20 protein-coding genes are annotated in these 21,585 nt (G+C 70.2%); 11 read left to right on the top strand and 9 right to left on the bottom strand.

Annotated elements, in window-relative coordinates:
• Window positions 1-27 precede the first annotated feature (27 nt).
• Window positions 28-417, top strand: a complete 390-nt coding sequence (locus WMF45_RS22780; RefSeq protein ID WP_437718948.1) for a nuclear transport factor 2 family protein — start codon at window positions 28-30, stop codon at window positions 415-417.
• A 133-nt stretch (window positions 418-550) separates the two neighbouring features.
• Here the strand turns inward: WMF45_RS22780 and WMF45_RS22775 are convergent, their stop codons facing one another.
• The gene (locus WMF45_RS22775; RefSeq protein WP_437718947.1) at window positions 551-1,009 is read right to left on the bottom strand and encodes a hypothetical protein; all 459 of its coding nucleotides are present in this window, start codon (window positions 1,007-1,009) and stop codon (window positions 551-553) included.
• 236 nt (window positions 1,010-1,245) lie between these two features.
• Here WMF45_RS22775 and WMF45_RS22770 point away from each other — a divergent pair, with 236 nt between their 5' ends.
• Window positions 1,246-2,067, top strand: a complete 822-nt coding sequence (locus WMF45_RS22770; protein ID WP_437718946.1) for a hypothetical protein — start codon at window positions 1,246-1,248, stop codon at window positions 2,065-2,067.
• A 180-nt stretch (window positions 2,068-2,247) separates the two neighbouring features.
• On the opposite strand, the gene WMF45_RS22765 is transcribed toward WMF45_RS22770, so the two are convergent.
• Window positions 2,248-2,634 carry a hypothetical protein gene (locus WMF45_RS22765; RefSeq protein ID WP_437554706.1) on the bottom strand — a complete coding sequence of 129 codons (387 nt, stop codon included), beginning with the start codon at window positions 2,632-2,634 and terminating at the stop codon, window positions 2,248-2,250.
• Window positions 2,635-2,809: 175 nt separating this feature from the next.
• Here WMF45_RS22765 and WMF45_RS22760 point away from each other — a divergent pair, with 175 nt between their 5' ends.
• From WMF45_RS22760 to WMF45_RS22750, 3 genes are all read left to right on the top strand, one after another.
• Window positions 2,810-3,205 carry a hypothetical protein gene (locus WMF45_RS22760; RefSeq protein ID WP_437718945.1) on the top strand — a complete coding sequence of 132 codons (396 nt, stop codon included), beginning with the start codon at window positions 2,810-2,812 and terminating at the stop codon, window positions 3,203-3,205.
• A gap of 116 nt (window positions 3,206-3,321) precedes the next feature.
• Window positions 3,322-3,528 (top strand): hypothetical protein, encoded by a 207-nt coding sequence (locus WMF45_RS22755; protein ID WP_437718944.1) that lies wholly within the window; start codon window positions 3,322-3,324, stop codon window positions 3,526-3,528.
• Window positions 3,529-3,706: 178 nt separating this feature from the next.
• Complete coding sequence (locus WMF45_RS22750) at window positions 3,707-5,122, top strand: hypothetical protein (protein WP_437718943.1); 1,416 nt, start codon at window positions 3,707-3,709, stop codon at window positions 5,120-5,122.
• A gap of 67 nt (window positions 5,123-5,189) precedes the next feature.
• Here the strand turns inward: WMF45_RS22750 and WMF45_RS22745 are convergent, their stop codons facing one another.
• The 7 genes from WMF45_RS22745 to WMF45_RS22715 all read right to left on the bottom strand — a co-directional run bounded on the left by WMF45_RS22745 (window position 5,190) and on the right by WMF45_RS22715 (window position 13,521).
• A complete protein-coding gene (locus WMF45_RS22745) occupies window positions 5,190-6,131 on the bottom strand; it encodes an SUMF1/EgtB/PvdO family nonheme iron enzyme (RefSeq protein ID WP_437718942.1) in 942 nt (313 codons plus the stop codon).
• A 6-nt stretch (window positions 6,132-6,137) separates the two neighbouring features.
• Window positions 6,138-6,824, bottom strand: a complete 687-nt coding sequence (locus WMF45_RS22740) for a hypothetical protein (RefSeq protein WP_437718941.1) — start codon at window positions 6,822-6,824, stop codon at window positions 6,138-6,140.
• The gene (locus WMF45_RS22735) at window positions 6,821-8,995 is read right to left on the bottom strand and encodes a hypothetical protein (RefSeq protein WP_437718940.1); all 2,175 of its coding nucleotides are present in this window, start codon (window positions 8,993-8,995) and stop codon (window positions 6,821-6,823) included. The genes WMF45_RS22740 and WMF45_RS22735 overlap by 4 nt, the downstream gene beginning before the upstream one ends.
• A gap of 37 nt (window positions 8,996-9,032) precedes the next feature.
• A complete protein-coding gene (locus tag WMF45_RS22730) occupies window positions 9,033-9,614 on the bottom strand; it encodes a 50S ribosomal protein L11 methyltransferase (protein ID WP_437718939.1) in 582 nt (193 codons plus the stop codon).
• A gap of 140 nt (window positions 9,615-9,754) precedes the next feature.
• Complete coding sequence (locus tag WMF45_RS22725; protein WP_437718938.1) at window positions 9,755-11,629, bottom strand: hypothetical protein; 1,875 nt, start codon at window positions 11,627-11,629, stop codon at window positions 9,755-9,757.
• Window positions 11,629-12,528, bottom strand: a complete 900-nt coding sequence (locus WMF45_RS22720; protein WP_437718937.1) for a hypothetical protein — start codon at window positions 12,526-12,528, stop codon at window positions 11,629-11,631. Before WMF45_RS22720 ends, WMF45_RS22725 begins: the two co-directional genes overlap by 1 nt.
• 138 nt (window positions 12,529-12,666) lie before the next feature.
• Window positions 12,667-13,521, bottom strand: a complete 855-nt coding sequence (locus WMF45_RS22715; RefSeq protein WP_437718936.1) for a fibrinogen-like YCDxxxxGGGW domain-containing protein — start codon at window positions 13,519-13,521, stop codon at window positions 12,667-12,669.
• Between the two features lie 358 nt (window positions 13,522-13,879).
• On the opposite strand from WMF45_RS22715, the gene WMF45_RS22710 reads away from it, so the two are divergent.
• The 6 genes from WMF45_RS22710 (at window position 13,880) to WMF45_RS22685 (ending at window position 21,228) form a co-directional block, all read left to right on the top strand.
• Window positions 13,880-15,199, top strand: a complete 1,320-nt coding sequence (locus WMF45_RS22710; RefSeq protein WP_437718935.1) for a CmpA/NrtA family ABC transporter substrate-binding protein — start codon at window positions 13,880-13,882, stop codon at window positions 15,197-15,199.
• Window positions 15,200-15,292: 93 nt separating this feature from the next.
• On the top strand, window positions 15,293-16,090 hold the full coding sequence (ntrB, locus tag WMF45_RS22705) for a nitrate ABC transporter permease (RefSeq protein WP_437718934.1): 798 nt from the start codon (window positions 15,293-15,295) through the stop codon (window positions 16,088-16,090).
• 5 nt (window positions 16,091-16,095) lie between these two features.
• Complete coding sequence (locus WMF45_RS22700; RefSeq protein ID WP_437718933.1) at window positions 16,096-16,926, top strand: ABC transporter ATP-binding protein; 831 nt, start codon at window positions 16,096-16,098, stop codon at window positions 16,924-16,926.
• Complete coding sequence (locus tag WMF45_RS22695; RefSeq protein ID WP_437718932.1) at window positions 16,923-17,804, top strand: ABC transporter ATP-binding protein; 882 nt, start codon at window positions 16,923-16,925, stop codon at window positions 17,802-17,804. The genes WMF45_RS22700 and WMF45_RS22695 overlap by 4 nt, the downstream gene beginning before the upstream one ends.
• Before the next feature lie 380 nt (window positions 17,805-18,184).
• Window positions 18,185-19,912: a hypothetical protein gene (locus WMF45_RS22690; protein ID WP_437718931.1), complete on the top strand. Its 1,728-nt coding sequence runs from the start codon at window positions 18,185-18,187 to the stop codon at window positions 19,910-19,912.
• 89 nt (window positions 19,913-20,001) lie between these two features.
• A complete protein-coding gene (locus WMF45_RS22685; protein WP_437718930.1) occupies window positions 20,002-21,228 on the top strand; it encodes a vWA domain-containing protein in 1,227 nt (408 codons plus the stop codon).
• Window positions 21,229-21,585: the final 357 nt, after the last annotated feature.

Here is a 21,585-nt window from a genome sequence, read left to right as displayed (position 1 = left end):
CGGTGCAGAAAGGCACGCCCCCTCCGTATGAACCCCGAACGAAACAAGCGGATGCTGCTCGATCTCTACGACGCCGTGGTCGGCAAGCACTGGGACGCCGTCCGCGCGCTGTTGACCGCCGACTTCGTCGACCACAACCCCGGCGCGCGCGCCGCGCCCGGGATGAACGGCTGCGAGGCCTTCATCGCCTATTTCCGCGACGGCGAGACGCCGCTTCACGGCGCGCAGGTCGAGATCCAGCGCATGATCGCCGACGCCGAGTACGCCGTGGTGCACTACAAGCTCGTGAACCCGAGGCGGCCGCGCGGAGTCGCGGTGGTCGACATCTTCCGCGTCGCCGACGGGCGCTTCTGCGAGCACTGGGACGTGCTGCAGGACATCCCGGCCGACGCGCCGAACCCCCGCGCCATGTTCTGAGCGCGCCGCCGCGCACCCACCGCGACGCGCGCCTACCCCTCGCCGAGTTGACAGCCGGTCACCCATCGGCGCACGACACGTCACGCCGTGCGCAGCGCGCGGGGGCGAGGTCCTGCCGGGGCGCCCAAAGCAATCACTCGGCGGCCACCCACGCGCCGTCGCGAAAGGTCAAGGGCGGGCTCTGAACAAGACCGTCGGGGCTGCTTGAAAGGCGCGTGCCCTCCGCTGCCAGAGCATCGCGCCAGTCCGGATCCTCGTCGTCGATACAGCACAGCTGATCGTTGAAGAGTTGCACGATGGGATTTCCGCGGGCGCGTCGCGTGAGCTCGAGGCCGAGCCACGGTAGCAACAAGAGCGAGGATGCGGAGAGCTGCGGGCCTGTCAGGTCGCGCAGCGACGGGCTCGTCGACCGCCGCATCTCGGTGTCCGCGACGGCGATGGCGACGCTGCGCCAGATCCGGAGGGCTTCATCGTATTTCTCGCGAGGAAAGCTGAAGCGCAGGTCTCCTTTCTCTCGATCGCGCAAGACGCCATAGAGCTCGGGCGCGACGTGCACCGCGGTGTGCTGCTCGGGGAGCAGACTGCGATGCACGACCTCGGGTGGCCATACCTCCGGCGCGGTCGACGACCACCCGCACGGGACCGCGCGCGCGCAAGGCGTGGATCCCGACGCCCACGATGAGCTCCGTGCCCACGATGTCGACCAAGCGCGCCGGTTTCAGAAATTCGAACATGGTCCAGCCTGGTACCACAGTTGTCCACGTAGCATTGCCGTCGCAGCGCGCCGCCTCGGCCCGCTGCGTTCGAGAAGGGGAACATCCTATGCACATGCAACTAGTTCGCGCTTGTTTTCGGGTGCTGTCGGTCGCTTCGGTCGTCGCCCTCCTGGGGTGCAACGTCGAGGTCGAGAGCCCGGATCAGGGCAACGGCGACGTCGCCGGGGGCGAGGACGAGGCGATCGGCACCGCCGAGCAGGCGTTTTCCGCGTTCGGGTACAGCAGCGCCACCGCGACGTCGGGCAACGCCTTCCAGAACCTCGGCACCTGGAGCGGGAACGCGGCCTACCTCATGGGCGTGACCGGAAACCTCCGGGACGGCGGCAACGTCGCGATGTACAGCTGGCTCGGCACGGCGCGCGTGTTCGCGCACGCCGACTCGGGTGTGTCGGTTCGTGCCTACGGCGGGCTCGCCAACCCCGGCACCATGATCACGCAAGTCGGTTACTCCAACAACAGCTACACAACGACCAACCCCAGGGTGTACCTCGCGTCCACCAGCAACAACCGACGCTGCTTCCTGACGCAGGTCATCAACTACGAGGGCGGCGACAACTTCGCCGACGCGTCGGACTACATCGGCGTGGAGAAAGACGGCAACTCTTGGTACCTCCACGGGCAGGGGAAGGTCGCCGGCTACGCGAGCTGCGTACAGGTGACGGACTACCTCGGCGAGGCTTACCACGGCATCCAGGCAGGGTCGGTGAACCTCGGCCCCGCGGTGACGGGCAAGACGTGCTGGCTCAAGGGGATCGGCGGCATTCTCCGCGGCGGCGTCTCCACCGGCGTGGTCGTCCAGTACGACGCCACCCAGTCCAGGTGGGAGATGAACGTCTCCACGAACACGCAGGGCTTCGTGGAGTGCAACATCTGATCGGCAGAGGTCCGGCGCCGGCGATCCTCTCGAGGACCGTCGCGCGCTCGGCTTCGTTGGCCGCTCGCGCTCAGGCGGTCCCCTTCTTGCGCTTCCGCGCCGTGAGCGCACGGCCGCCACGAGGAGTCTGAATTTCAGATGGATGCCACCCCCGCCAGGCGACGGCGGAGCTCCTCTGAATCAGTGGTCCGTCGACGCGAAGATGCGCAGCCCCTGCGGCGTGCGCAGCAGGTTGTAGCTCTCGCGCCAGGTCGACAGCACGCCGCCTGACGCGTCCAGCAGGTCCCACGACACGGTGGCGAGCAGCGCCTCGCCCCCCATCGTGACCACCTGGAGCCCGCGGTGGCGGCAGGCCGTGCAGCCGTCGCCGCGGTACTGGTCGACGATGCGCTGGAAGTAGGCCCCGACGGCCTCCGCGCTCGTCAGCAGGTCGTGCAGGCCGGCGGCGTGCATCGCGAGGTACGGCACGTGGTAGCGGCGGGCGATCAGCGGCCCGTCGAAGTGCGCGAACGCGGCGACGAAATCGTCGAAGAAGGCGGTGGCCTCGGCGTGGTGGACGTCGGTCATCGGCAGGGCTCCGGGTCGGGCAACCCGCCATCGTGGCGGGCGCGGGGGACGACGACACTGCGGCCGCCATGGATACCACACGCCCGACCGCCCGCTCCTCGACTGCGGCCTGCGGTCACGACCGCGGTCACGACCCGACGCCTCGCGCGTTGGGGCGAATGGACAGGAGGTACCGATGGACGAGCCCTGTGGACGCGATCTGGCGAACAACGCGGTGGTTCCCGAGCGGCTGGCTGAGCTGTTCCTGCACGTGGCCGACAACCTGGAAGCCCACGCGCGCTGGGTGGGCAGCGCAACGCCCGAGGCCCGCCTCGAACACGACGCGATGCGCCGGGTGGCCGCCGGCTACCGCGAGATCGGCGAGGCGGCGGGCCGCGCCGCGGAGACGATGCGGGCCGCGGACGATTTGCCCGCCGCCCCCCACGACCTCGCGCGCTTCGACCGCGGCGCGTTCCAGGCGTGGATGCGCCGCAAGATCGAGCTTCAGCGCGGTTTTGCGGCGCTGCTGCTCGAGCACGCCGAAGCCTCCGAGCGCGTCCTGCGCTCCATGGCGGCCGACGATCGCGGGTGACGGCCGCGCGCTGCGTCAAACCGTCAGCGCATCGAGCTGCCAGCTGCGCTCGCGGGTAGTGGTCAACTTTGGCCAGAGAGAGTCCACATGAAGGCGGTAAGGCGGGAAGATTATTCATGTTTTCTTCCCGCCTTACCGCCTTCATGTTCAAATTTGACCATCACCTGCTCGCGTGGGGCGCGCTGGCAGCAGATTTTGAGGCATTTGAATGCGGATCGTCGATCGAGCCACAGCTCGCGCCTGCGGATGCGACGAGGCGCTCAACCACAAGCGGAACGACGCCCGACCAGCCGCGCAAAGAGAGCGCTCAAGCCCTGAGCTGATGGCTGCCTCATCGTCGATTCATGGATAATATTTTGATACGGCGCCACTTTTTCAGAAGGCAGGTCGATCGTGGAAGGAGGTTCTACGTTAACCAACGTGTGTAGCGTGGCTGTACGGTAGACGGCCGCTACGACGAGCTTGACTCTCCGATCGCTCTTGTATTCTCTGGATCCCACCATGCGCCTGCCTCTTCGCTGCCTTGGGGTCCTCGCGCTCAGTCTTTGCACCGGCTGTTTCATCGAACGTGGGCATCCTGCGACCGAAGGGGCCGACCTCGTGGGCGGGTATGACGAGTCCGGCGAAGACGCGGCTCCAGAGGAAGAGACGACTCCCACCCCTCCACAGAAGGGTGAGACAGATACGAGCGAGTCGAGCGATGAGGCTGACCCGCCCCCGATCGATACGGAGGGGCAGGCGGGTGGTCCGATGGAGGATGGTCCGATAGAGACGGATGCTCCGATAGCGCCGTTGCAACCCGACCGGTCGCCAGGTGTGCACGATCCGGGGACGTGTTCACCCGCCACGGTGCAGGAGGGGGACGATTTTTGTTCGGCGCGCCAGGTGTGCACCGGTAACACGATCACGGCGAACTGCGGGATGATCGGCGGGGTTGCCAGCTGTTTTTGTCAAGACAGCTTTGGCGGGCTTGGCTTCTCGCTTCCGAGCTTGTCTGCCGGGGTATGTGGCCCGATCCTCGAGGCGTGCAAGGTGGGGAACATCGTCTACGGCGAGCCCCTGTGCGCCGCGCCGAGCACGCAGGTCTTCGACGGCGTTTGCCAGACCGACCGCAGGTGTGAGGTTCCGCTGATGGTGGGAGCGATCAGCGCTTTTGCATACGACGAACAGCAATCTTTCTGCACCGCCAGCAGCGCTGGTGGGATGAACTGCACATCTTCGGCCGAGGCCCGTTATACATCGTACCACCTCGCGGAGAACGACCTGGAAGCGGGCTGCGAGCAAGCCCTCGCCGTATGTGCCTCCCGAGACGACGCGTCGCCCTTCACCGAATCTCCGAGCTGTACGCCGAGCGACCAGGGGCGAGCCGAGGATTCCTGCGTCGTCAATACGTCCTGCATTTACTCGGCAGACCTCGGGGACGGTGTCACACAAACCGCGGCGGCCGGCTACATCATCAACTGCGGCAGGGACACCGGAGACGGGGCCTGGGGATGCAGGTGCTGGGACAACTGGAGCGATGTGTATTTCGACATTCCCAGCAATGCGTCCGGCTCGGAGATCTGTACCGACCTCGCAGAGCCATGCAAGTCACTTCATCCCGAGACGGTCTTTCACGATGCCACCTGCAGCCAGGTTCACCGGAATGCGAGCGGCGGCGTCTGCTATGCCGAGCTCGATTGCCAGCAGCCCTCCAGCCTGGGAGGGCTGGATGTCGTGTTGCACGCGCCGTTGAACATCAGCTGCAAGCAGGAAGATCCGGCGTTGGGGTGGCAGTGCGAGTGCAGCGCAGCGGACCATCACGTCATCACCGTCGACGCCGAAGACGCGATGGACGCCTGTGACGCCGCCGCCGCGCCGTGCCAGGAAATGGCGAAGCAGGGCGCGAGCTCTCCAACCTCTGCAACCGCTGAGTGACGGGTCCGGTGTCAGGGATGGCATTCCCGGCCGATCCCCGTCTGGCGCTCGGCCGGAGCGGCGCAGCTTACTTGGTCGCCTGGGCCGCCGGCTCGACGACGCAGCGGATGCCGAGGAACCCGCAGCGGTAGGTCGCCTCGAAGCCGCCCGGCCGCGCGGTCCTGACGAGCGGCGCGATGCCGTCGCGCCAGCTGCCGCCGCGGGCGATGCGCATCTTGCCCTTGCCGTCGTTGGCGTTGGTTGTCCACTCGAAGACGTTGCCCGCCAGGTCCTGGATGCCCTGCGGGCTCGCGCCGGCGGGGAAGCTCCCCACGTCGCACGCGGTCTTGCGGACGGTGCCGCCGCCGGACCAGCAGAGCTGGTCCTTCGGCGCCTCCTCGCCCCACGGATACGGCCGCGCTTCCTCGCCGCCGCGGGCCGCCCACTCCCACTCGTCGTCGCGCGGCAACCGCTTGCCCTGCGCCGCGCAGTAGGCCTGGGCCTGCGAGAAGTCGACGCAGACCATCGGCTGCTTCTCCTTGCCGGCCACGCCGTAGGTCGACGCCTCCTTGGCGCAATTGGCCAGTGTATCCGTGCACTTGCCATCCTTGACACACGCCGCGAAGGCCTCCGCGGTGACCTCGGTCCTGTCGACGCAGAGGTCACCCACCGTGGCCTTCACCTTGAGCGGGCCCATCACGAAGCTGCCGCCCGGGACCCGGGCCATGCCGTCGGGGCAGCCGTCCGATGGCTTCGCCGCCTCGGCGGGCGCGGCGGTCCGCTCGGCGCCGGGCTGCCCGGCGTTCGCCTGCGCCGAGGTCGCCGTCGGCTCGGGCTGGGGTGACGCCGGGGCGAGCGCCGCGCCCGTCGGGGCGGGGCTCGTGGCCGTGGGCTGCGCGGCGGACGCCTGATCGGCGGGCGGGCCGCCGGGAGCCGCGGGGGCGGCGCCGCACGCGACGACGAGGACGCCGCTCGCAGCGGCAAGGAGGAACAGCGAGGAGATGGCGCGGAGCGTGGTGTGGGATCGCATGGTGTCTCAGGAGGCGGTCACGGTCGGCGCCGGCTCGTCTTCCAGCCATTGCTCCTGGATGACGATCGCCGGCAACAAGGTGAACGGCCCGTCGTAGCCCGGGCCGAACGTCAGGATCTGGATCACCCGCCGATCGCCGCGGCGGATCGGGAACATCACCTCGCCCCCGCGCGGGAGCTCGCTGCCGCCGCGGGGCGGATCGATCCAGAAGGCCACGCCCTCGGTCTTTCCGCCGAGCAGCGAGATGGCCGAGACGGTGAGCTCCGGGCAGCGGATGCGCAGCCACTCCCTCGCCCTGTACGCGCGGCAGCCCGCGGCCGCGGGGCCGGCGCGGGAGAGGCGGACGCGGGGCGCCGCCTTCCACTCGGCGGCCGTGGGCTGCCTGGACGGCTCGGGCGGGAAGGGCGCGGCGTCGAGGGGCAGCTCGTCGCCGGCATCGGTCGCGGCGCTCGCCGCGGCCTCGGGCGCACCGGCGTCGGTCGTGGCGCTCGCCGCGGCCTCGGGCGCACCGGCGTCGGTCGTGGCGCTCGCCGCGGCCTTCGCGGTGCTGGCGTCGGCCGCGGCGCTGGCCGCGGCGCTGGCCGCGGCCCTGGGCGCGCCGCCTGGCTGCGCGCCGGGCGCCCCGGACGCCGCGGCCAGGACGGAGGCCACGCCGGCGCCCATCAAGGCGAGCAGCACGGAGCGCGGCCTCATAACGTCCCCAGGAACGCCACGAGCGCCGCCCTGTCCTCGGGCGACAGGTGGCTTGTCTTGCCCATCCAGTCGGCGTTCTGCTCGATGAGCTCCGCCAGCGTGCCGGCGCGCCCGTCGTGAAGGTAGGGCGGCCGGCCTCCGACGAAGCGCAGCGATGGCGTCTTGTACTCGGGGCGCGGATCCTCGTCGTAGCCCGGCGGCGGCGGTCGCTTCGGCATCGGGTACGCCGTGCGATCGGTGTAATCGCTCGTGGGGACGTGGCAGCGGGAGCACTTCGCCTCGTCGCTGTGGAAGATCTCCCGGCCGCGCTTCACGCGCTCGTCCGGCGCCCTTTCGGCGCTTGGCGGCGTGACCAGGCCCCGGCGGAGGAACATCGCGAGATAGGTCGCCCGCGCCGCGAGGCTGGTCGGCGTGTGGTCGATCGGCAGCCCGCCCCAGCGGTGCAGCCCCATGCCCGTCTGCAGCCTGCCGACGAGGTCCTCGCTCTCGCCGTGCCAGCCGTACGGCCCGGCCGCGCCCACGTTGCCGGCGAGCATCGGGGTGCGCCGCGGAACCCCTCGCTTCTTGGCGACCTCGGGGATGTTCTCCGGCCGCCCGACGAAGTTCGCGTGCTCGCCGTCGGCCGTGCTGAAGCTGGCCTCGCGCCAGACGTACCCGTCGTCGCGCCCGTCGGGGTGGCATCCCGCGCAGCCGAGGTTGCCGCTCACCGTGGCGTCGAGCGCGTTGTAGAAGAGCCGGCGGCCCTTCGCGACCTCCGGGCCGAGCGGATCATCGGCGAGGTGGACGAGCGCCGACGGCCCTTCCGCCACGCCCGCGGCGGCTGACGCCGGCGCGGGGCCGGCCGATCCCACGGGCGCGACGGTCGAGCCCGCCGCCGCGTCGTGCAGCCGGATCGCCGCCACGTCGCCGGTCGAGCGGCAGAAGACCCACGCCGTCGCCTCGTCCGCGGAGAGCGCGAGGCCGGTCGGCGCGCCGCACGTGCCGGCCACGCGGATGTGCGGATCGTAGCGGCCGCCGACCGGGTAGCTCCTTGCGATCGCGAGCGTCGGATCCACCGCGGTCGCGTCCACCTCGAGCACGAGATCGTCGCCCTCGCCCGCGACGAGCAGCGTGCGCGCGCGCTTGCGGTACGCCATGGCGCGCGGCTGGGTGACGGGCGTGACGCCCGCGCCGGGCAGGGTGATCACGCTCTCCGGGGTGATCACCTGCTCCGCGAACGCCGACCGGAGCACCGGCAGGTTGCCGTGGTGCGGCGGGGCGAGCGGCTCGTCCCGGCCGGTGATCAGCACGTCCACCGTCGCGGCGCCGAACCACGCGGCGTGGCCCATGGCGCCGAGCGCGTGCCGCGCCGCGAACAGGCGCCGCCCGTCCTCGGAGAGCGAGAGCGCATACCCCAGCGACGCGGCGAGCCGCTCGCCCGACGGCGCGCGCAGCGGCGAGGCGGGCAGGGCGACGCGCCGGACCTTCGGCGCCCCGCCGAGATCGTCGATCCTCGTGAGATCGGCGCCGACGAGGTGGCTCACGTACGCGGCGCTGCCGTCGGGCAGCACCGCCACGCCCCGCGGCTCGCGCGCCACGTCGACGGTCCACCGCGTCTGCCTGGCCTCGAGGTCGACGGCCGAGACCTTGTGGGTCCACGCCGAGGTCACGATCGCGGTCTTCTCGTCGGGCGTGACCGCGATGCCCCACGCGTCGGCGGGCAGCGGCACGCGGCCCACCTCGACGAGGCCGGCCGCAGGATCCGGCCGGAAGATCAGCAGCAGCCCCGGATCGCGGACGGTGGCGAGGACGCGCGCTTCGTGCTCGCCGCGCCCGCCGAGCGCGAGCACCTGCGCGGGCCTGCCCGGCGCGGGGACCCCTGCGCCGGGCCGCGCAGGGTCGAGCGGCAGCGGCACGACGCGCACGACGCCGTGGTCCTCGTCGGCCACATAGAGCGCGTCCTCGCGCGCGGCGCGGGACAGGGCGCCGCCCTCGCGGGCCGGCGCGGGCAGCGGCGCGGACGCGGACGGGGGCAGGGGAGCGGCCGGAGCGCCCGCGCCGCTGGCCGAGGCGCTCGCGCTGCTGGCTGGGCCAGGCCCCGCGTCCGTGCCGGGGGTGGGGCCGCGGGAGCAGGCGCTCGCGGCGAGCGCGAGGAGCGCGGCGAGGCGGCGTGTCGCAGGGAGGGGCGGCAAGGGATCGCCGGATGTTCGCGCGCCCTCGCGCCCCGGGTCAACGGCCGCGCCACACGAGCGTGCGCCACGCGCCCCGCTCGAAGATCTCCGGCCGACGCTCGGCGAGGAGCTGCGCGTAGCGCGCCACGATCTCCGGAACGTCGGTGGACACGAGCCCCGAGAGGATCAACGTCCCGCGGGGAGCCAGGCGAGCCACGATCCGAGGGGCGAGCGCCGTGAGGACGTCGCGGAGGATGTTGGCCACGACGATGTCGAACGTCCCGTCCGGCCACGTCGCCGAGAAGCTCACGCGCGCTTCCACCGCGCTCCGCCGTGCGTTGTCCGCCGCGATCGCGTTCGCGGCGGCGTCGATGTCGACCCCGATCGCCTCGCCGCCCAGCTTCGCGGCGCCGATCGAGAGGATCCCCGTCCCGCTCCCCACGTCGAAGAGGCGGAAGCCGCTGCGTGGCGCGAACGACGCGAGCGCCTGGAGGCACATCCGCGTGCTCTCGTGCCGGCCGTCGCCGAACGCGCGGCTCGGGCCGAGGACGATGGTGCGCTCGTCGACAACCGCGTCCCGCGGATCGGTGATCACGCGAAAGCGAGGCGGCACTTCGATGATGGTCGGACGGTCGCTCATGCGTCGTCGAAGTCTGCCACCGTGGCGCTCGAACATCACCCGGATCGGGGAGGGCGGGGGGCTGAGCGGCAGGCGGGCGTCGGGCAGCGTGAGGTCGTCGAGCCCGCCGCCGTCCCCCGGAGGACGCGGTCACGCGGCGGCTACTTCGGATCGAGAAAATCGCACGCGGTGAGGTTGCGCCCGTTGGTCCAGCGGAAGCTGTCCATCCATCCGTCGAGCACGCTGCGCGCGTAGGGATCGCCATACGCCTGAACGAACACGATCGACCCCGTACCGGCGCAGATCGGGACGAGCACGAGCCGGAGCTCCATCGACGTGCCGGCGACCCGCCACGCCCGCTCGACGCCCGCGCCGAGCGCCGTCGTCACCGGGCCGCCGCCGAGCGCCTCGACCCGCATCGAGAGCTCGGCGACATCGCGGACGAACGACGCCTGCACTTCGCCGAAGGTCTTCTCGTTCTCGGCGTCGCTGGTGATGCGCGTGGACACCGACATGCCGCCGCGCACGAGCGCGTCGGGCCGCTCGACCACGAGCTCGACGCCGCCGCCCACGTGGCCGAGCATGCCCTGCGGCACGCGGCCGACGACGTCGAGCCAGCCGTTGCGGTACACGTCGCCTTCGAGTCGGCCTGGGGTCGGCTCGGGGAGGCGGACGCGCGGCGGGATCGGGCGATCGGTGAGCGGCGTCGGCTTCGGCTCCGGCCCGGCGAGCGTGAAGAGGTGCGACGCGAGCGCAGCTCCGACGCCCTCGGGGAGGCCGCGCACGAACGCGACGAGCTTGCCCTGACGGCGGACGGCGATGTTGGCGCCGATCGTGTAGTCGCCTCGCTCGACCCCGAGCGCGTTCTCGTGCCAGCAGGCCGCGCTCTGGCCGAGCGTCGCCTCGAGCTCCTCCGCGTCCTTCTCGGTGTCCCACGCGCTGATCCACGCCGTCGCGAGGCGCCGATCCGGCCCGGCGAACACGCCGAAGCGATCGCCCGCCCAGCCGGCGGCCGCGCGCTCGGCGACCTCCGCGGCGACGCAGCGCTCGAGGAGGATGCGCGTGTCGAGCTCGCCGAGCGTGTCGGCGGCAGACAGCGCGTAGCCCGGCGGCGGCCGGGGATCGGCGAACGGCCGCGGGGGCTCGCCTGCCAGGTACTTCTCGGGGTGCAGCACCTGCTCGGTGCTGCGCGGGAGGCGCGTGTACATCCTGTCGACGAGCGGGAAGCCGCCGGCGCGGTACACGTCGGTGACCAGCAGCATCCCGTCGCGGTAGGGGAACTCGAGGCGCTTCTTCGTCAGATCGAGCGCCTTGTCGAGCTTGGTGCTCGCCTCGCCGCGCGTGACGCTCGCGAGCGGGATGCGCCTCGTCACCTCGACGATCCGCCGCAGCGTGCGCCCCACCGGCGCGCCGGCCTCGGCGCCGAGCCAGGCCCCCATGGCCACCATGGCGTCGCCCTCGACGAGCGCGAGCTGCGCGATGGCCTCGTCCGAGCTCTTCGCCTCGGGCATGTCGGGGAAATGCTGCGCCTGGAGCGCGTGCTGCACCTCGTGCGCGAGGACGGCGCGCTGCTCGAGCAGGTCGTCCTCGGACGCGAGGGCCACGTCGGGGATGAAGACCTTGTCGGCCGTGCGGCTGTAGAAACCGACGACCTGCTCCTTCAGCACCTCGTCGACGGTGGAGAGCCCGCCGCGCTGCCCGGGCTGCGGCAGGAAGTTGAAGCCGAGCAGGAACGCGGCCTCCGAGCTGAGCGACCCCTCCGAGGAAGGCTCCTCGTCTCGGTTGCCCAGCAGGCGCTCCACGAAGCGCGCCTTGTCGAGCCGCTCGACGGCGACCGGCCTCGTCGGCGACAGCTGCCGCGCGGCGCTCACCGCGCGCACGACCTCCTCGATGGCGCGATCGCCGAGCGTGAACGTCCTCCGGGGCGCCGACGCCGCGGGCTCTCCGGGGCTGCGCGGCGGGCCGGCGGGCGCCGCGCCGTTGCAGCCCGCGCCGAGCCAGAGCGCGAGGAGCCCGTGGAGTCCGCGCCGGCGCATCAGAACTCGCCCAGCCAGTAGCGCGGCTTGACCTGCGCCGCCTTGCCAGCCGGCTTCTCACCGCGCTGCTCGAGCGTGACCGACGTGCCCGACGTCGCCCACAGCACGATGCCGCCGGCGAGCGCTGCGCCGCCGCCGATGAGCGAGACGATGCCCACGGTCTTGAGAGCCCCGCCCCCGTCGTCGTTCGAGGAGTCCGAGTCGACGTCCGTGCCGATGCTGCTCACAAACCACAGGGTGCCGCCCGTGACCGCGGCGGTAAGGCCCAGAATGTTCAGCCAGGATGCGGCGGTGCGGCGCCCGTAGCTGCCGGGGTCCACGTGAAGGGTGACGTCGCCCGTCATCTGCGCGAACGTGAACGGATCCGGCGGCGGCACCTCCTCCGACGCGAGCGAGAACCGGCGCCCATCGGTGCCGTCGATCACCTTGTCGCACGGTGAGGCGCAGACGTGCTTGATCTCCTGGATGGCAAAACCGTAGCCTCGAACAGCGCCGTAGGTCGTGGCGCCTTCCGTGACCACCCGCACGGGCTGCGGGCTCTCGACATGCAGCCTCACCACGCCGGGCGCGCCGAGCGCCGGCTCGGGGGCCGGGATCGGCTTCGGAGGTGGTGCGGCGCCATAGCCCGGCCCCGCAGGCCCGGGCTGCGGCGCGCTCTTCGGCGCGAACTTCCCGCGCTCCACGTCCGACACCTGGGCCCACGGGACGACGCGCACCTCCTTCGCGCCCAGCTCGATGATCTTCACGCTCTCTCCGGGCTCGGAGGAGACGACGGTGCCCCGGATCGTGCCGCCGTTCTTGAGCGTGACCTCGTCCTCTCCGTCGTCGGCGCGGGCGCTCCCGCCGAGCAGGAGGGAAACAGCGGTCAACGTCGCGATGATGGGAAAGCGATGGCGCATGAAGGCTCCTGTAGCGTAGGTCACGCAAAGGTCGCCGAATCCATGATTGAACGTCAAGGGCGAAGCCGCGTCATGAATCGTGCTCAACGCGGATGTCGCTCCCGAGCGCCGTCGGCGCGCTGAACCGGCGCGGCGCGATCACCAGCGCGTCCAGCGGGAGATCCGCTGCACGCGCGTATAACCGCTCCCGTCGTCGGAGAGCCCGTACGACGTCGCGTCCGGAGTGCTGACGTGCGGGCCCCAGCCCTCGTCCTCGATCGGATCATCGTCGTCCGCGCCGAGGTTGTAGACGAAGCAGCTCCCGTAGTGCTGCGTGACGCCCGCATAGGCGCCCGCGCAATTGCCGTCGTCCTTGGTGTCTGCGTCGAAATCCGGCGACGACCACCCGGTGGCGAATTGCCACGAAAAGAGGTGCTCATCGCCGCCGACCCGGATCGGCGTGAGGAGGTGCATGTCCTCGGTGTCGATGCCCTCGGCGGTCGCGCGCATCACCTCGGCGACGGTCCCTGCGATGTCCTCGATCTCGTCGCGGAATTCACGGCCCGTGATGTACAGCGACGGCTGGTAATGGTTGTCGTCGAGCGACGGCGTCCCCTTGGCGGTGAGCCGATCGTCGTACAGGATCTTCCAGAACGGGAGCGTCGCGCCCTCCGCTGACCCGATGCTGTTGAAGACGAGCGCCCAGCGATCGCCGTCCACCGGCTCACCGCAGTAGACCTCGATCTGCTCCTGTGGGCCGGGCCCGTCGGGATCGAGCGCGTAGGCGCCGCTCGGGGCGCTCTCGGGGACTGTGCTGCACCGGTCATAGACGCACCCTGCGCTCGCCTCCTCGGCGCAGTCTTGCCCGCCGGCGCCCCCGCCACCCCCACCTCCACCTCCGGCGCCCCCGCCCGCCTCCAGGTGGTAGGGCCTATCGAGCCCGGCGAGGGCCGTACACCCGCACGCCAGAAGGCATGCCGCCGCTCCCACCCACGTCGCGGACCCGCTCGTCATCCTCGCTCCCTCTACCTGCTGCCTGCCGCGTCGCACCCGCCGGAGCGGCGTGGCGCTCCTCCTGCGCCGCGCGGACGCTACAGCCTCACCCCGGGCCTGGCAAGCAACCGGTCCGTTCGCGACGCCCCCCGACCACGCGCACGGGCGCGCCGCTGCCCCGCAGGCATTGAAACTGAAGACGAAGACCAAGGCGACGTGACGAACGCAACCAACTCAACCAACGTGACGAACGCAACAACGCGAAGTGAATGAAGAAAATATCCTACAGAAACTTCATAGAAACACGCGCCCATGCATCGTCCTTGGCAAATCATGGGCCCGTGGTTGGCTGAGGCCATCCAGGCAAAGGATCTTTGGAATGAAGAGACGAGAATCTTCTCGTGAGGCCCCGAGCGCCGCGCCCCCGGGCCGCCGGCGTTTCCTCGGCGGAGCGCTTGCGCTCGGGGGAGCCGCGCTCCTCCCCGCGTGCGAATCGCGGTCCGAAGCGTCGGCGAAGCCCGAGGCGAACGCCGCGCCCCTCATCCCGGACGCCGCCAAGCCCGAGGTGTCCGATCTGCGCTTCGGCATCATCGCGCTGACCGACTGCTCTCCTCTCGTGATCGCCCACGAGAAGGGGTTCTTCAAGAAGTACGGCATCAACGCGACCATCGTGAAGGGCGCGAGCTGGGCCGCCATCCGCGACTCGCTCACGAACGGGGATCTCCAGGCGACGCACATGCTCTTCGGCATGCCCCTCGCCTCGACGATGGGGCTCCTCGGATCGCCGAAGATGCCCATGGTCATCCCGTGGCTGCTCAACCGCAACGGCCAGGCGATCACGATGAAGAGCGACCTCCGGGGCAAGGTGGCCGGAGATCCCAAGGCCCTCAAGCCGTTCATCGAGGAGGCGAAGGAGAAGGGAACGCCCATGACCTTCGCGATGACGTTCCCGCCTGGAACGCACGCGATGTGGACCCGTTATTACCTGGGCGCGGGCGGCGTCCACCCGGACAAGGACGTCGCGCTCGTGACCATCCCGCCCGCCCAGATGGTCGCCAACATGAAGGTGGGCAAGATGGACGGCTTCTGCGTCGGCGAGCCGTGGGGCGCCAGGGCGATCGCCGACCAGATCGGCTACACGGCCGTCACAACGCAGGAGCTCTGGAGGGACCACCCCGAGAAGGTGTGCGCGTTCACCGCGGAGTTCGCCGACAAGAACCCGAAGACGGTGAAGGCGGTGATCAAGGCGCTCCACGAGGCGAGCGTCTGGCTGGACAAGCTCGACAACCGCTCCGAGCAGGCGGACATCGTGTCGAGGCCCACGTACATCAACTGCCCGCCGGAGCTCATCCTCGGCCGGCTGCAGGGGCACTACGACTACGGCGACGGGCGCAAGAAAGAGGACAAGGACTACATGATCTTCAGCGAGCGGGGCTGCAACTACCCGCAGCCCAAGTACGCGCTCTGGTGGCTCAGCCAGTTCCGCCGGTGGGGCATGGTGGAGGGGAAGCCGGACTACGAGGGCGTCGTCAAGCAGGTCATGCGCCCCGATCTCTACGAGGAGGCGATGAAGGAGCTCGGGGTCGCGCACGGCGGCCGGAGCGACGCGCCCGAGACGCTGTTCGACGGCGTGACGTTCGATCCGAAGGACCCGGAGAAGTACGCGACGTCGTTCCCGGTCCACGCCCTGAAGGGATGAACCCACACCGCCGCGCCGGCGGGAGGCGCGGCGGCCGAATCGGAATCGGAATCGGAATCGGACGCGGAATCGGATGCGGAAGAGGAGTGCTGCATGAGCGAGGCGAAGGCGATCTCTCCGAGGATTCGAGTCGACCACATGATCCTGCCCCTCTTCGGGGTGGCGTGCGTGATCGGGCTGTGGGCCGCCGCGAGCAGCCTGTGGACCCAGGCGCTGCCCTCTCCGCTCAAGACATGGGAGGTGAGCAGGCCTTACATCTTCGAGCCGTTCGAGAAGCGGGGAGAGCTCGACCAGGGCATCCTCCGCTTCACCTGGTACTCGCTCCAGCGGGTCGCCAAGGGCTACACGCTGGCGATCCTCCTCGGGACACCTATCGGCTTCTTCCTGGGCGCGTCGAGGCTGTTCAGGTCGAGCTTCGATCCCATCATCCAGATCCTCCGCCCGGTCTCGCCGCTCGCGTGGCTCCCGCTCGGCCTCGTGCTCTTCCAGAAGCCCGACCCTGCGGGCGTCTTCACCATCGCGATGTGCTCGATGTGGCCGACGGTCCTGAACACCGCGCTCGGGGTGCGATCGATCCCGCAGGACTACATGAACGTCGCCCGGGTGCTCCGGCTGTCGCGCACGAAGACGCTGTTCAAGGTGCAGCTCCCCGCGGCGCTCCCCTACATGTTCACGGGCTTCCGGCTCAGCCTGGGCATCGCCTGGCTTGTCATCGTCGCCGTGGAGATGCTGACAGGCTCGCCCGGGGTCGGCGGCTTCCTCTGGCAGGAGTACAACAGCCTCATCTACGAGCACATCATCCTGTGCATCATCACCATCGGCGTCGTCGGCTTCCTCCTCGACGCCCTGATGAGCCTCGTCGAGCGTCGGCTCAAGCTGGCGGGAGCGTGACGTCCATGCCGCTCGTCGAGCTCTGCAACGTCGGGAAGAGTTATGGCGGCGGGGCCACCCGCACCGAGGTGCTCAGGGACATCCACCTGGAGATCGAGAAGGGGGAGTTCGTCGCCGTGGTCGGTTATTCGGGCGCCGGCAAGACGACGCTCATGTCGCTCATCGCCGGGCTCCTCAGGCCGGACACCGGGGAGGTGAAGCTGAACGGGAAGGTCGTCGAGGGGCCGGGCCCCGACCGGGGCGTCATCTTCCAGAACTATTCTCTCCTGCCCTGGCTCACGGTCTACGAGAACGTCTACCTGGCCGTGGACCAGATCTTCGGCTCCTGGTCCGCAGACAAGAAGCGGGAGCACACCGAGCGCTACATCGCCATGGTGAAGCTCACCGAGGCCCGCGAGAAGAAGCCGGCGCAGCTCTCCGGCGGCATGCGCCAGCGGGTCTCGGTGGCGCGGGCGCTCGCCATGGATCCGGAGGTCCTCTTGATGGACGAGCCGTTCGGCGCGCTGGACGCGCTCACGCGCGCGACGCTCCAGGACGAGATCGCGCGGATCTGGCGCGCCACCCGGAAGACCGTGCTCCTCATCACGAACGACGTCGACGAGGGCATCCTCCTCGCCGACAGGATCCTCCCGCTCAGCAAGGGCCCCCGGGCCACGCTGGGGCCAGGGATCACCGTCGATCTCGAGCGCCCTCGGGATCGCAAGGCCCTCAACCACGATCCGCGGTTCAAGGAGATCCGCGGCGCGGTGATCAGCTACCTGCTCGGCCCGGGCGCCGGGCCCAAGGCGGGCGAGAGCGCGCCCGATGCAGCGCGGAGCGCGGAGGCGGTCGCATGAAGAAGTACCTCGAGATCTGGAACGTCACGAAGACCTTTCCCACGCCGAAGGGCCCCTCGGTCGTCGTCAGGAACTTCGATCTGAACCTGAGGAAGGGAGAGTTCCTGTCCCTCATCGGCCACTCCGGGTGCGGCAAGTCCACCGTGCTGTCGATGGTCGCGGGCCTCTCCGAGATCACGAGCGGGGCTATCGTGCTAGCGGGCAGGCAGATCCAGGGTCCGGGCCCGGACCGCGGGGTCGTGTTCCAGTCGCCCTGCCTCCTGCACTGGATGACGGCGCTCGAGAACGTCCTGCTCGGGGTCGAGCAGGTCCACCGGCAGAAGAGCAGGAGCGACTGCATCGAGATCGCGACGCACTACCTCGGGCTCGTGGGGCTCGAGGAGTCCATGCACAAGAAGCCGCGCGAGCTTTCGTCGGGGATGCAGCAGCGGGTCGGGCTGGCGCGCGCCTTCGCCCTGTCGCCCAAGATGCTCCTCCTGGACGAGCCCTTCGGCATGCTCGACTCGCTCACCCGGTTCGAGCTCCAGGAGGTGCTCATGAACCTGTGGGCAGAGGACCAGAAGACGGCGCTGATGGTCACGCACGACGTCGACGAGGCCCTGTTCCTGTCGGACCGCATCGCGATGATGACGAACGGTCCGGGGGCGCGGGTCGGCGAGATCCTGGAGGTCCCGTTCCCGCACCCGCGGGACCGTCAGGAGGTGCTGGAGGACCCGATGTACTATCCTCTCCGAGAGCGGCTCATCACCTTCCTCGAGGGCCAGGCCCACAAGGAGATGCCCGCCGAGGAGAGCGCCCGAGCGTCCGTTCCGGAAGGCGCCGTGAAGACGGGGCGGTTCTGGAGCGCGCTCTGGAAGGGGACGAGGACATCAGCGTAGAGCGGGGGAGAAGCGAGCGGACGGCCGTCGCCGGGCTGCCCCCATGAACGTGCCTCTGCAAACAGCCTGCATGTCCTCTCCTCGCGAGGACTGCACAACGTCGCTTCCTCGGCCGAAGGCTCTTTGCGACGAACCTCACCAAAGCGCGGATTGCGGTCTTGCTGACCGTTCGGGGCAGAGCTCATCGCGGCCAGGCGAGCGCGAGCTTTACGCTGCGCGCACCTGTGCGCGCAGCGCTCACGAGGCTCACCACCTCCGACAAAAATGGAGGGAGAGGGGCATGCCCTGAAACAAAAGCCATACGGACTAGCTGGAGTTGCGCGAATGTATCCTTTCTCCGACTGCGTCGGTTGCGGCAAGCGATCAAGCGAGGAAAGTGCATGCGCGTATCTCGAATCTTCGCGGCTGTCGGCATCGTATGGCTCTCTTCTGCCTGCGGCTCGTCCGAGGGCACCGGCTCGGGAGGCGAAGGTGGCGTCGCCACCACGTCAGGGCCCTCCAGCGGCGCGGCCGGGGGCAGCTCCTCCGCCGGTGGCTCCGGAGGGGCCAACGCTGGCGGCGGCGGGATGACGGGAACGGGCGGCGCCGGCGCGACGGCCAGCTCCGGAGAAGGCGGGGCGGGCGCGGGCACAGGCGTTGGTGGCGCAGGCACCGGCGGCGCGGGCGGCGCGCTCGCCAGCGGTACGGGCGGTGGCGGCGCCGACGGCGTCGGCGGCGCGGGCGGCCCTGACACGGGGGTCGAGGTGCCGAGCTGCGAGCCCTTCGGGGCCACGTGCGCGCGCTCCGGAGATTGCTGTTCCGGCATCTGCGAAAGCGCGACGAGCACCTGCGCCTCGCCGCTCAGCGTCTGCCTCGGGACAGGTGCCGCTTGCGAGGAATCCTCGGAGTGCTGTACTCTCAACTGCGCTTCGGGCAGGTGCAGCGCGACCGCCTGCCTCCCCGACGGATCCGGCTGCACGGCAGGCGGCGCCGCGTGCTGCAGCGGCATGTGCGTCGGCGGGACGTGCAGCGACGTCAACGGCGCCACCGCGTGCCAGACGGGCGGCAACCCGTGCACCGAGGACAGCCAGTGTTGCTCCCAGCTCTGCGGGCGAGACAACCGCTGCGTCCTCTATTCCTCGTTCTGTGTTCAGCGCAACGACGTCTGCAAGGGCGACAGCGACTGCTGTACCGGCGTGTGTGTGAAGCGGAACGCATCCGATCCCGCGGGCTACTGCGGCGCGGAGCCGTCGACGTCGAGCCGCTGCAACAGCGGCGGCATCGACGGCGCGGTCTGCGACAGCTGCGGCTTCTGCTGCAGCCGCGTCTGCGCGCCGTACGGCCCCACCGGGATCGCCGTCTGCCAGCCGCCGAGCGGCTGCCGCGTGAACGGCGCCCTGTGCCGGCGCAACGAGGACTGCTGCGGCGGCGATCCCACGGCCGCTCTGCCGGGCGCGGGCAACGTCGTCTGCGACAAATCGGGGGATCCGGACGGGGAGATCGGCCGCTGCCGCAACCCGATGGGCTGCACGCCCCAGGGCGGCGTCTGTCACTTCAAGGACAGCTATTGCTCGGATACGTCCACCAGCGCTCCCAACAACTGCTGCAACTACCTGGGGAACGCCAGCAACTGCCGCCTCGACGCCCTCGGCGTGCCCCGGTGCAATGCGCTCACGGCCTGCCGCCAGGCAGGCGAGGACTGCGCCTCCGCTGACGACTGCTGCGACGGCGCTCCCTGCGTGCGGAACAGCGAAACGGGGAAGCTCCAGTGTTACGACACGCCAGGAGGGACGACGCCCCAGTGTGTCACGGCGGGCGGACCCTGCACGAACAACGGCGACTGCTGCGTCGGAACGACGTGCGAGTACGAGCCGGGCTCCCTGTCGGGCACGTGCACGACAGACTCCCCGTCAGGCGCGACCGGGAGCTCGAGCGCGACCGGGAGCTCGAGCGCGACCGGCGGAACGGGCGGCGCAGGCGGAGCAGGCGGCGGCGGTGGCTCGGACGGGGCGGGCGGCACCCCGCCGCGATGCGCCGAGTACGGGCAGCTCTGCGGCGCGACGTCCGACTGCTGCAACGCCGGAACCGTGCAGTGTTACAACGGCATCTGCCGCATTCCTCCGGGCTGACGCCGCGTGCGGGCGCGTTGACCCGTGTCGATGTACTCGTGATTCACTCGTGATTCACTCGTGATTCACTCGTGTCGAGGAGAATGGCTATGATCGGCAAGAACCGCGGGATCTACGCCCGCTCCTTGGTCCTGGCATCGCTCGGGTGCCTGGGCTGGGCGCTCGCGTCGGGATGTTCGGTGTCGGACGGCGGGACCGGCGCGGGCAGCGGGGGCTCCGGAGACGGCGGCGCCGGTGGAACGGACTTCGGTGGAACGGGCGGGGATCCCTCCCTCGGAGGCGGTCTCATCGCGACCGGGCCGAGCGCCAGCTCGGGCGGGGGGGAGGGCGGCGGCGACTGCGGCGGCCAGCAGGTCGAAGCTCAGCCGCGGCAGGTTCACCTCGTGATCGTGCTCGATCGCTCCGACAGCATGACCAAGGACTGGGAAGGGAGCGACCGCTGGACGATGATGAAGGGCGCCCTCGGCACCGCGCTCGACGTGATCCAGGACAGGATGTCCGTCGGGCTCCAGCTCTTTCCCTCCGACGAGCACTGCGGCATGCCGGCGGGGGAGGACCTGAGCGTGGCCGTGGCGCCGGGCGCGACCTCCGTCCCCGCGATCAAGACCCTCCTGGAAGGCACGGACCCCGGCGGCGCGACGCCGACCGCGGACGCCCTCGCGCGCGCCCTCGGGTACCTGACCGTGGGAGCCGGCGGCGCCCTCGAAGGCGACAAGTACGTCCTCCTGGCGACCGACGGCGGTCCCAACTGCAACCAGGATCCGGCCATGACCTGCGAGGCCGCGACCTGCACGACGAACATGGATGGGGACTGCCCTTCGGGCGTGCCGAACTGCTGCGTCGCCGGCTTGACGGACGTGTGCCTGGACGACGTGCGCACGGTGCAGCGGGTGAAGGACCTGCGCGCGGCCGGTATCAAGACCTTCATCGTCGGCATCCCCGGCGCGACGGCCTACGCCAATGTGCTGGACCAGCTCGCCGTCGAGGGCGACACGGCCACGTCGGAGACCTCGCCCCGTTATTTCGAGGTGGTGGACGCGGCGAGCCTCGGCGATACGCTGACCCGCATCACGAGGGATCTCGTGAGGACCTGCGAGCTCTCGCTGCAGACCGAGCCGCCGGACCGCGCGAAGGTGAACGTCTTCATCGACGATGAGGTGCTTCCGAAGCCGGGCGACGACGGCTGGGACTACGACGATTCGACGACCCCGCCCACCATCGTGATCAAGGGCGCCACGTGTGCGCAGGTGAAGTCCATGGGCGCGGAGAGCGTCCGTGTCGAGTTCGGTTGTCCCACCGTCGAGGTGCCGCAATGACCTGCGCCTGTGACGCGCCCTCCCGGCGCGCCGCGTGATCGACCCCCTCCAGCCCTCCGAGAGCCAGCCCACATCGCATGAAGCGCCGCGCTAGCGCGCCGCACTGCCGCGCTCGGTGACGGGCGTGAACGCCAGACTCCGTCCAAGTTGGATGTCTAGCGCACAAATACTGAAAAATATCACCCTGAACGAATCGATGTTCCTATTTCGGTGGTGACTCGGGGGCAGCGATCTAGACATAATCCGCCCATGGTGCGCTTGTGCGAGAACACCGTCCGTCCTGTCTGCTCGACGCGAGCAGCAGCGGCGGCGGGCCAGCGCTGCGCCCCGGCGAGGTGAGATGCTCTCCGCGACCTG

This window comes from Sorangium sp. So ce448 (genome assembly GCF_051520915.1).
Taxonomy (GTDB): domain Bacteria; phylum Myxococcota_A; class Polyangia; order Polyangiales; family Polyangiaceae; genus Sorangium; species Sorangium cellulosum_B.
This window is presented reverse-complemented; position numbering and strand designations above follow the sequence as displayed.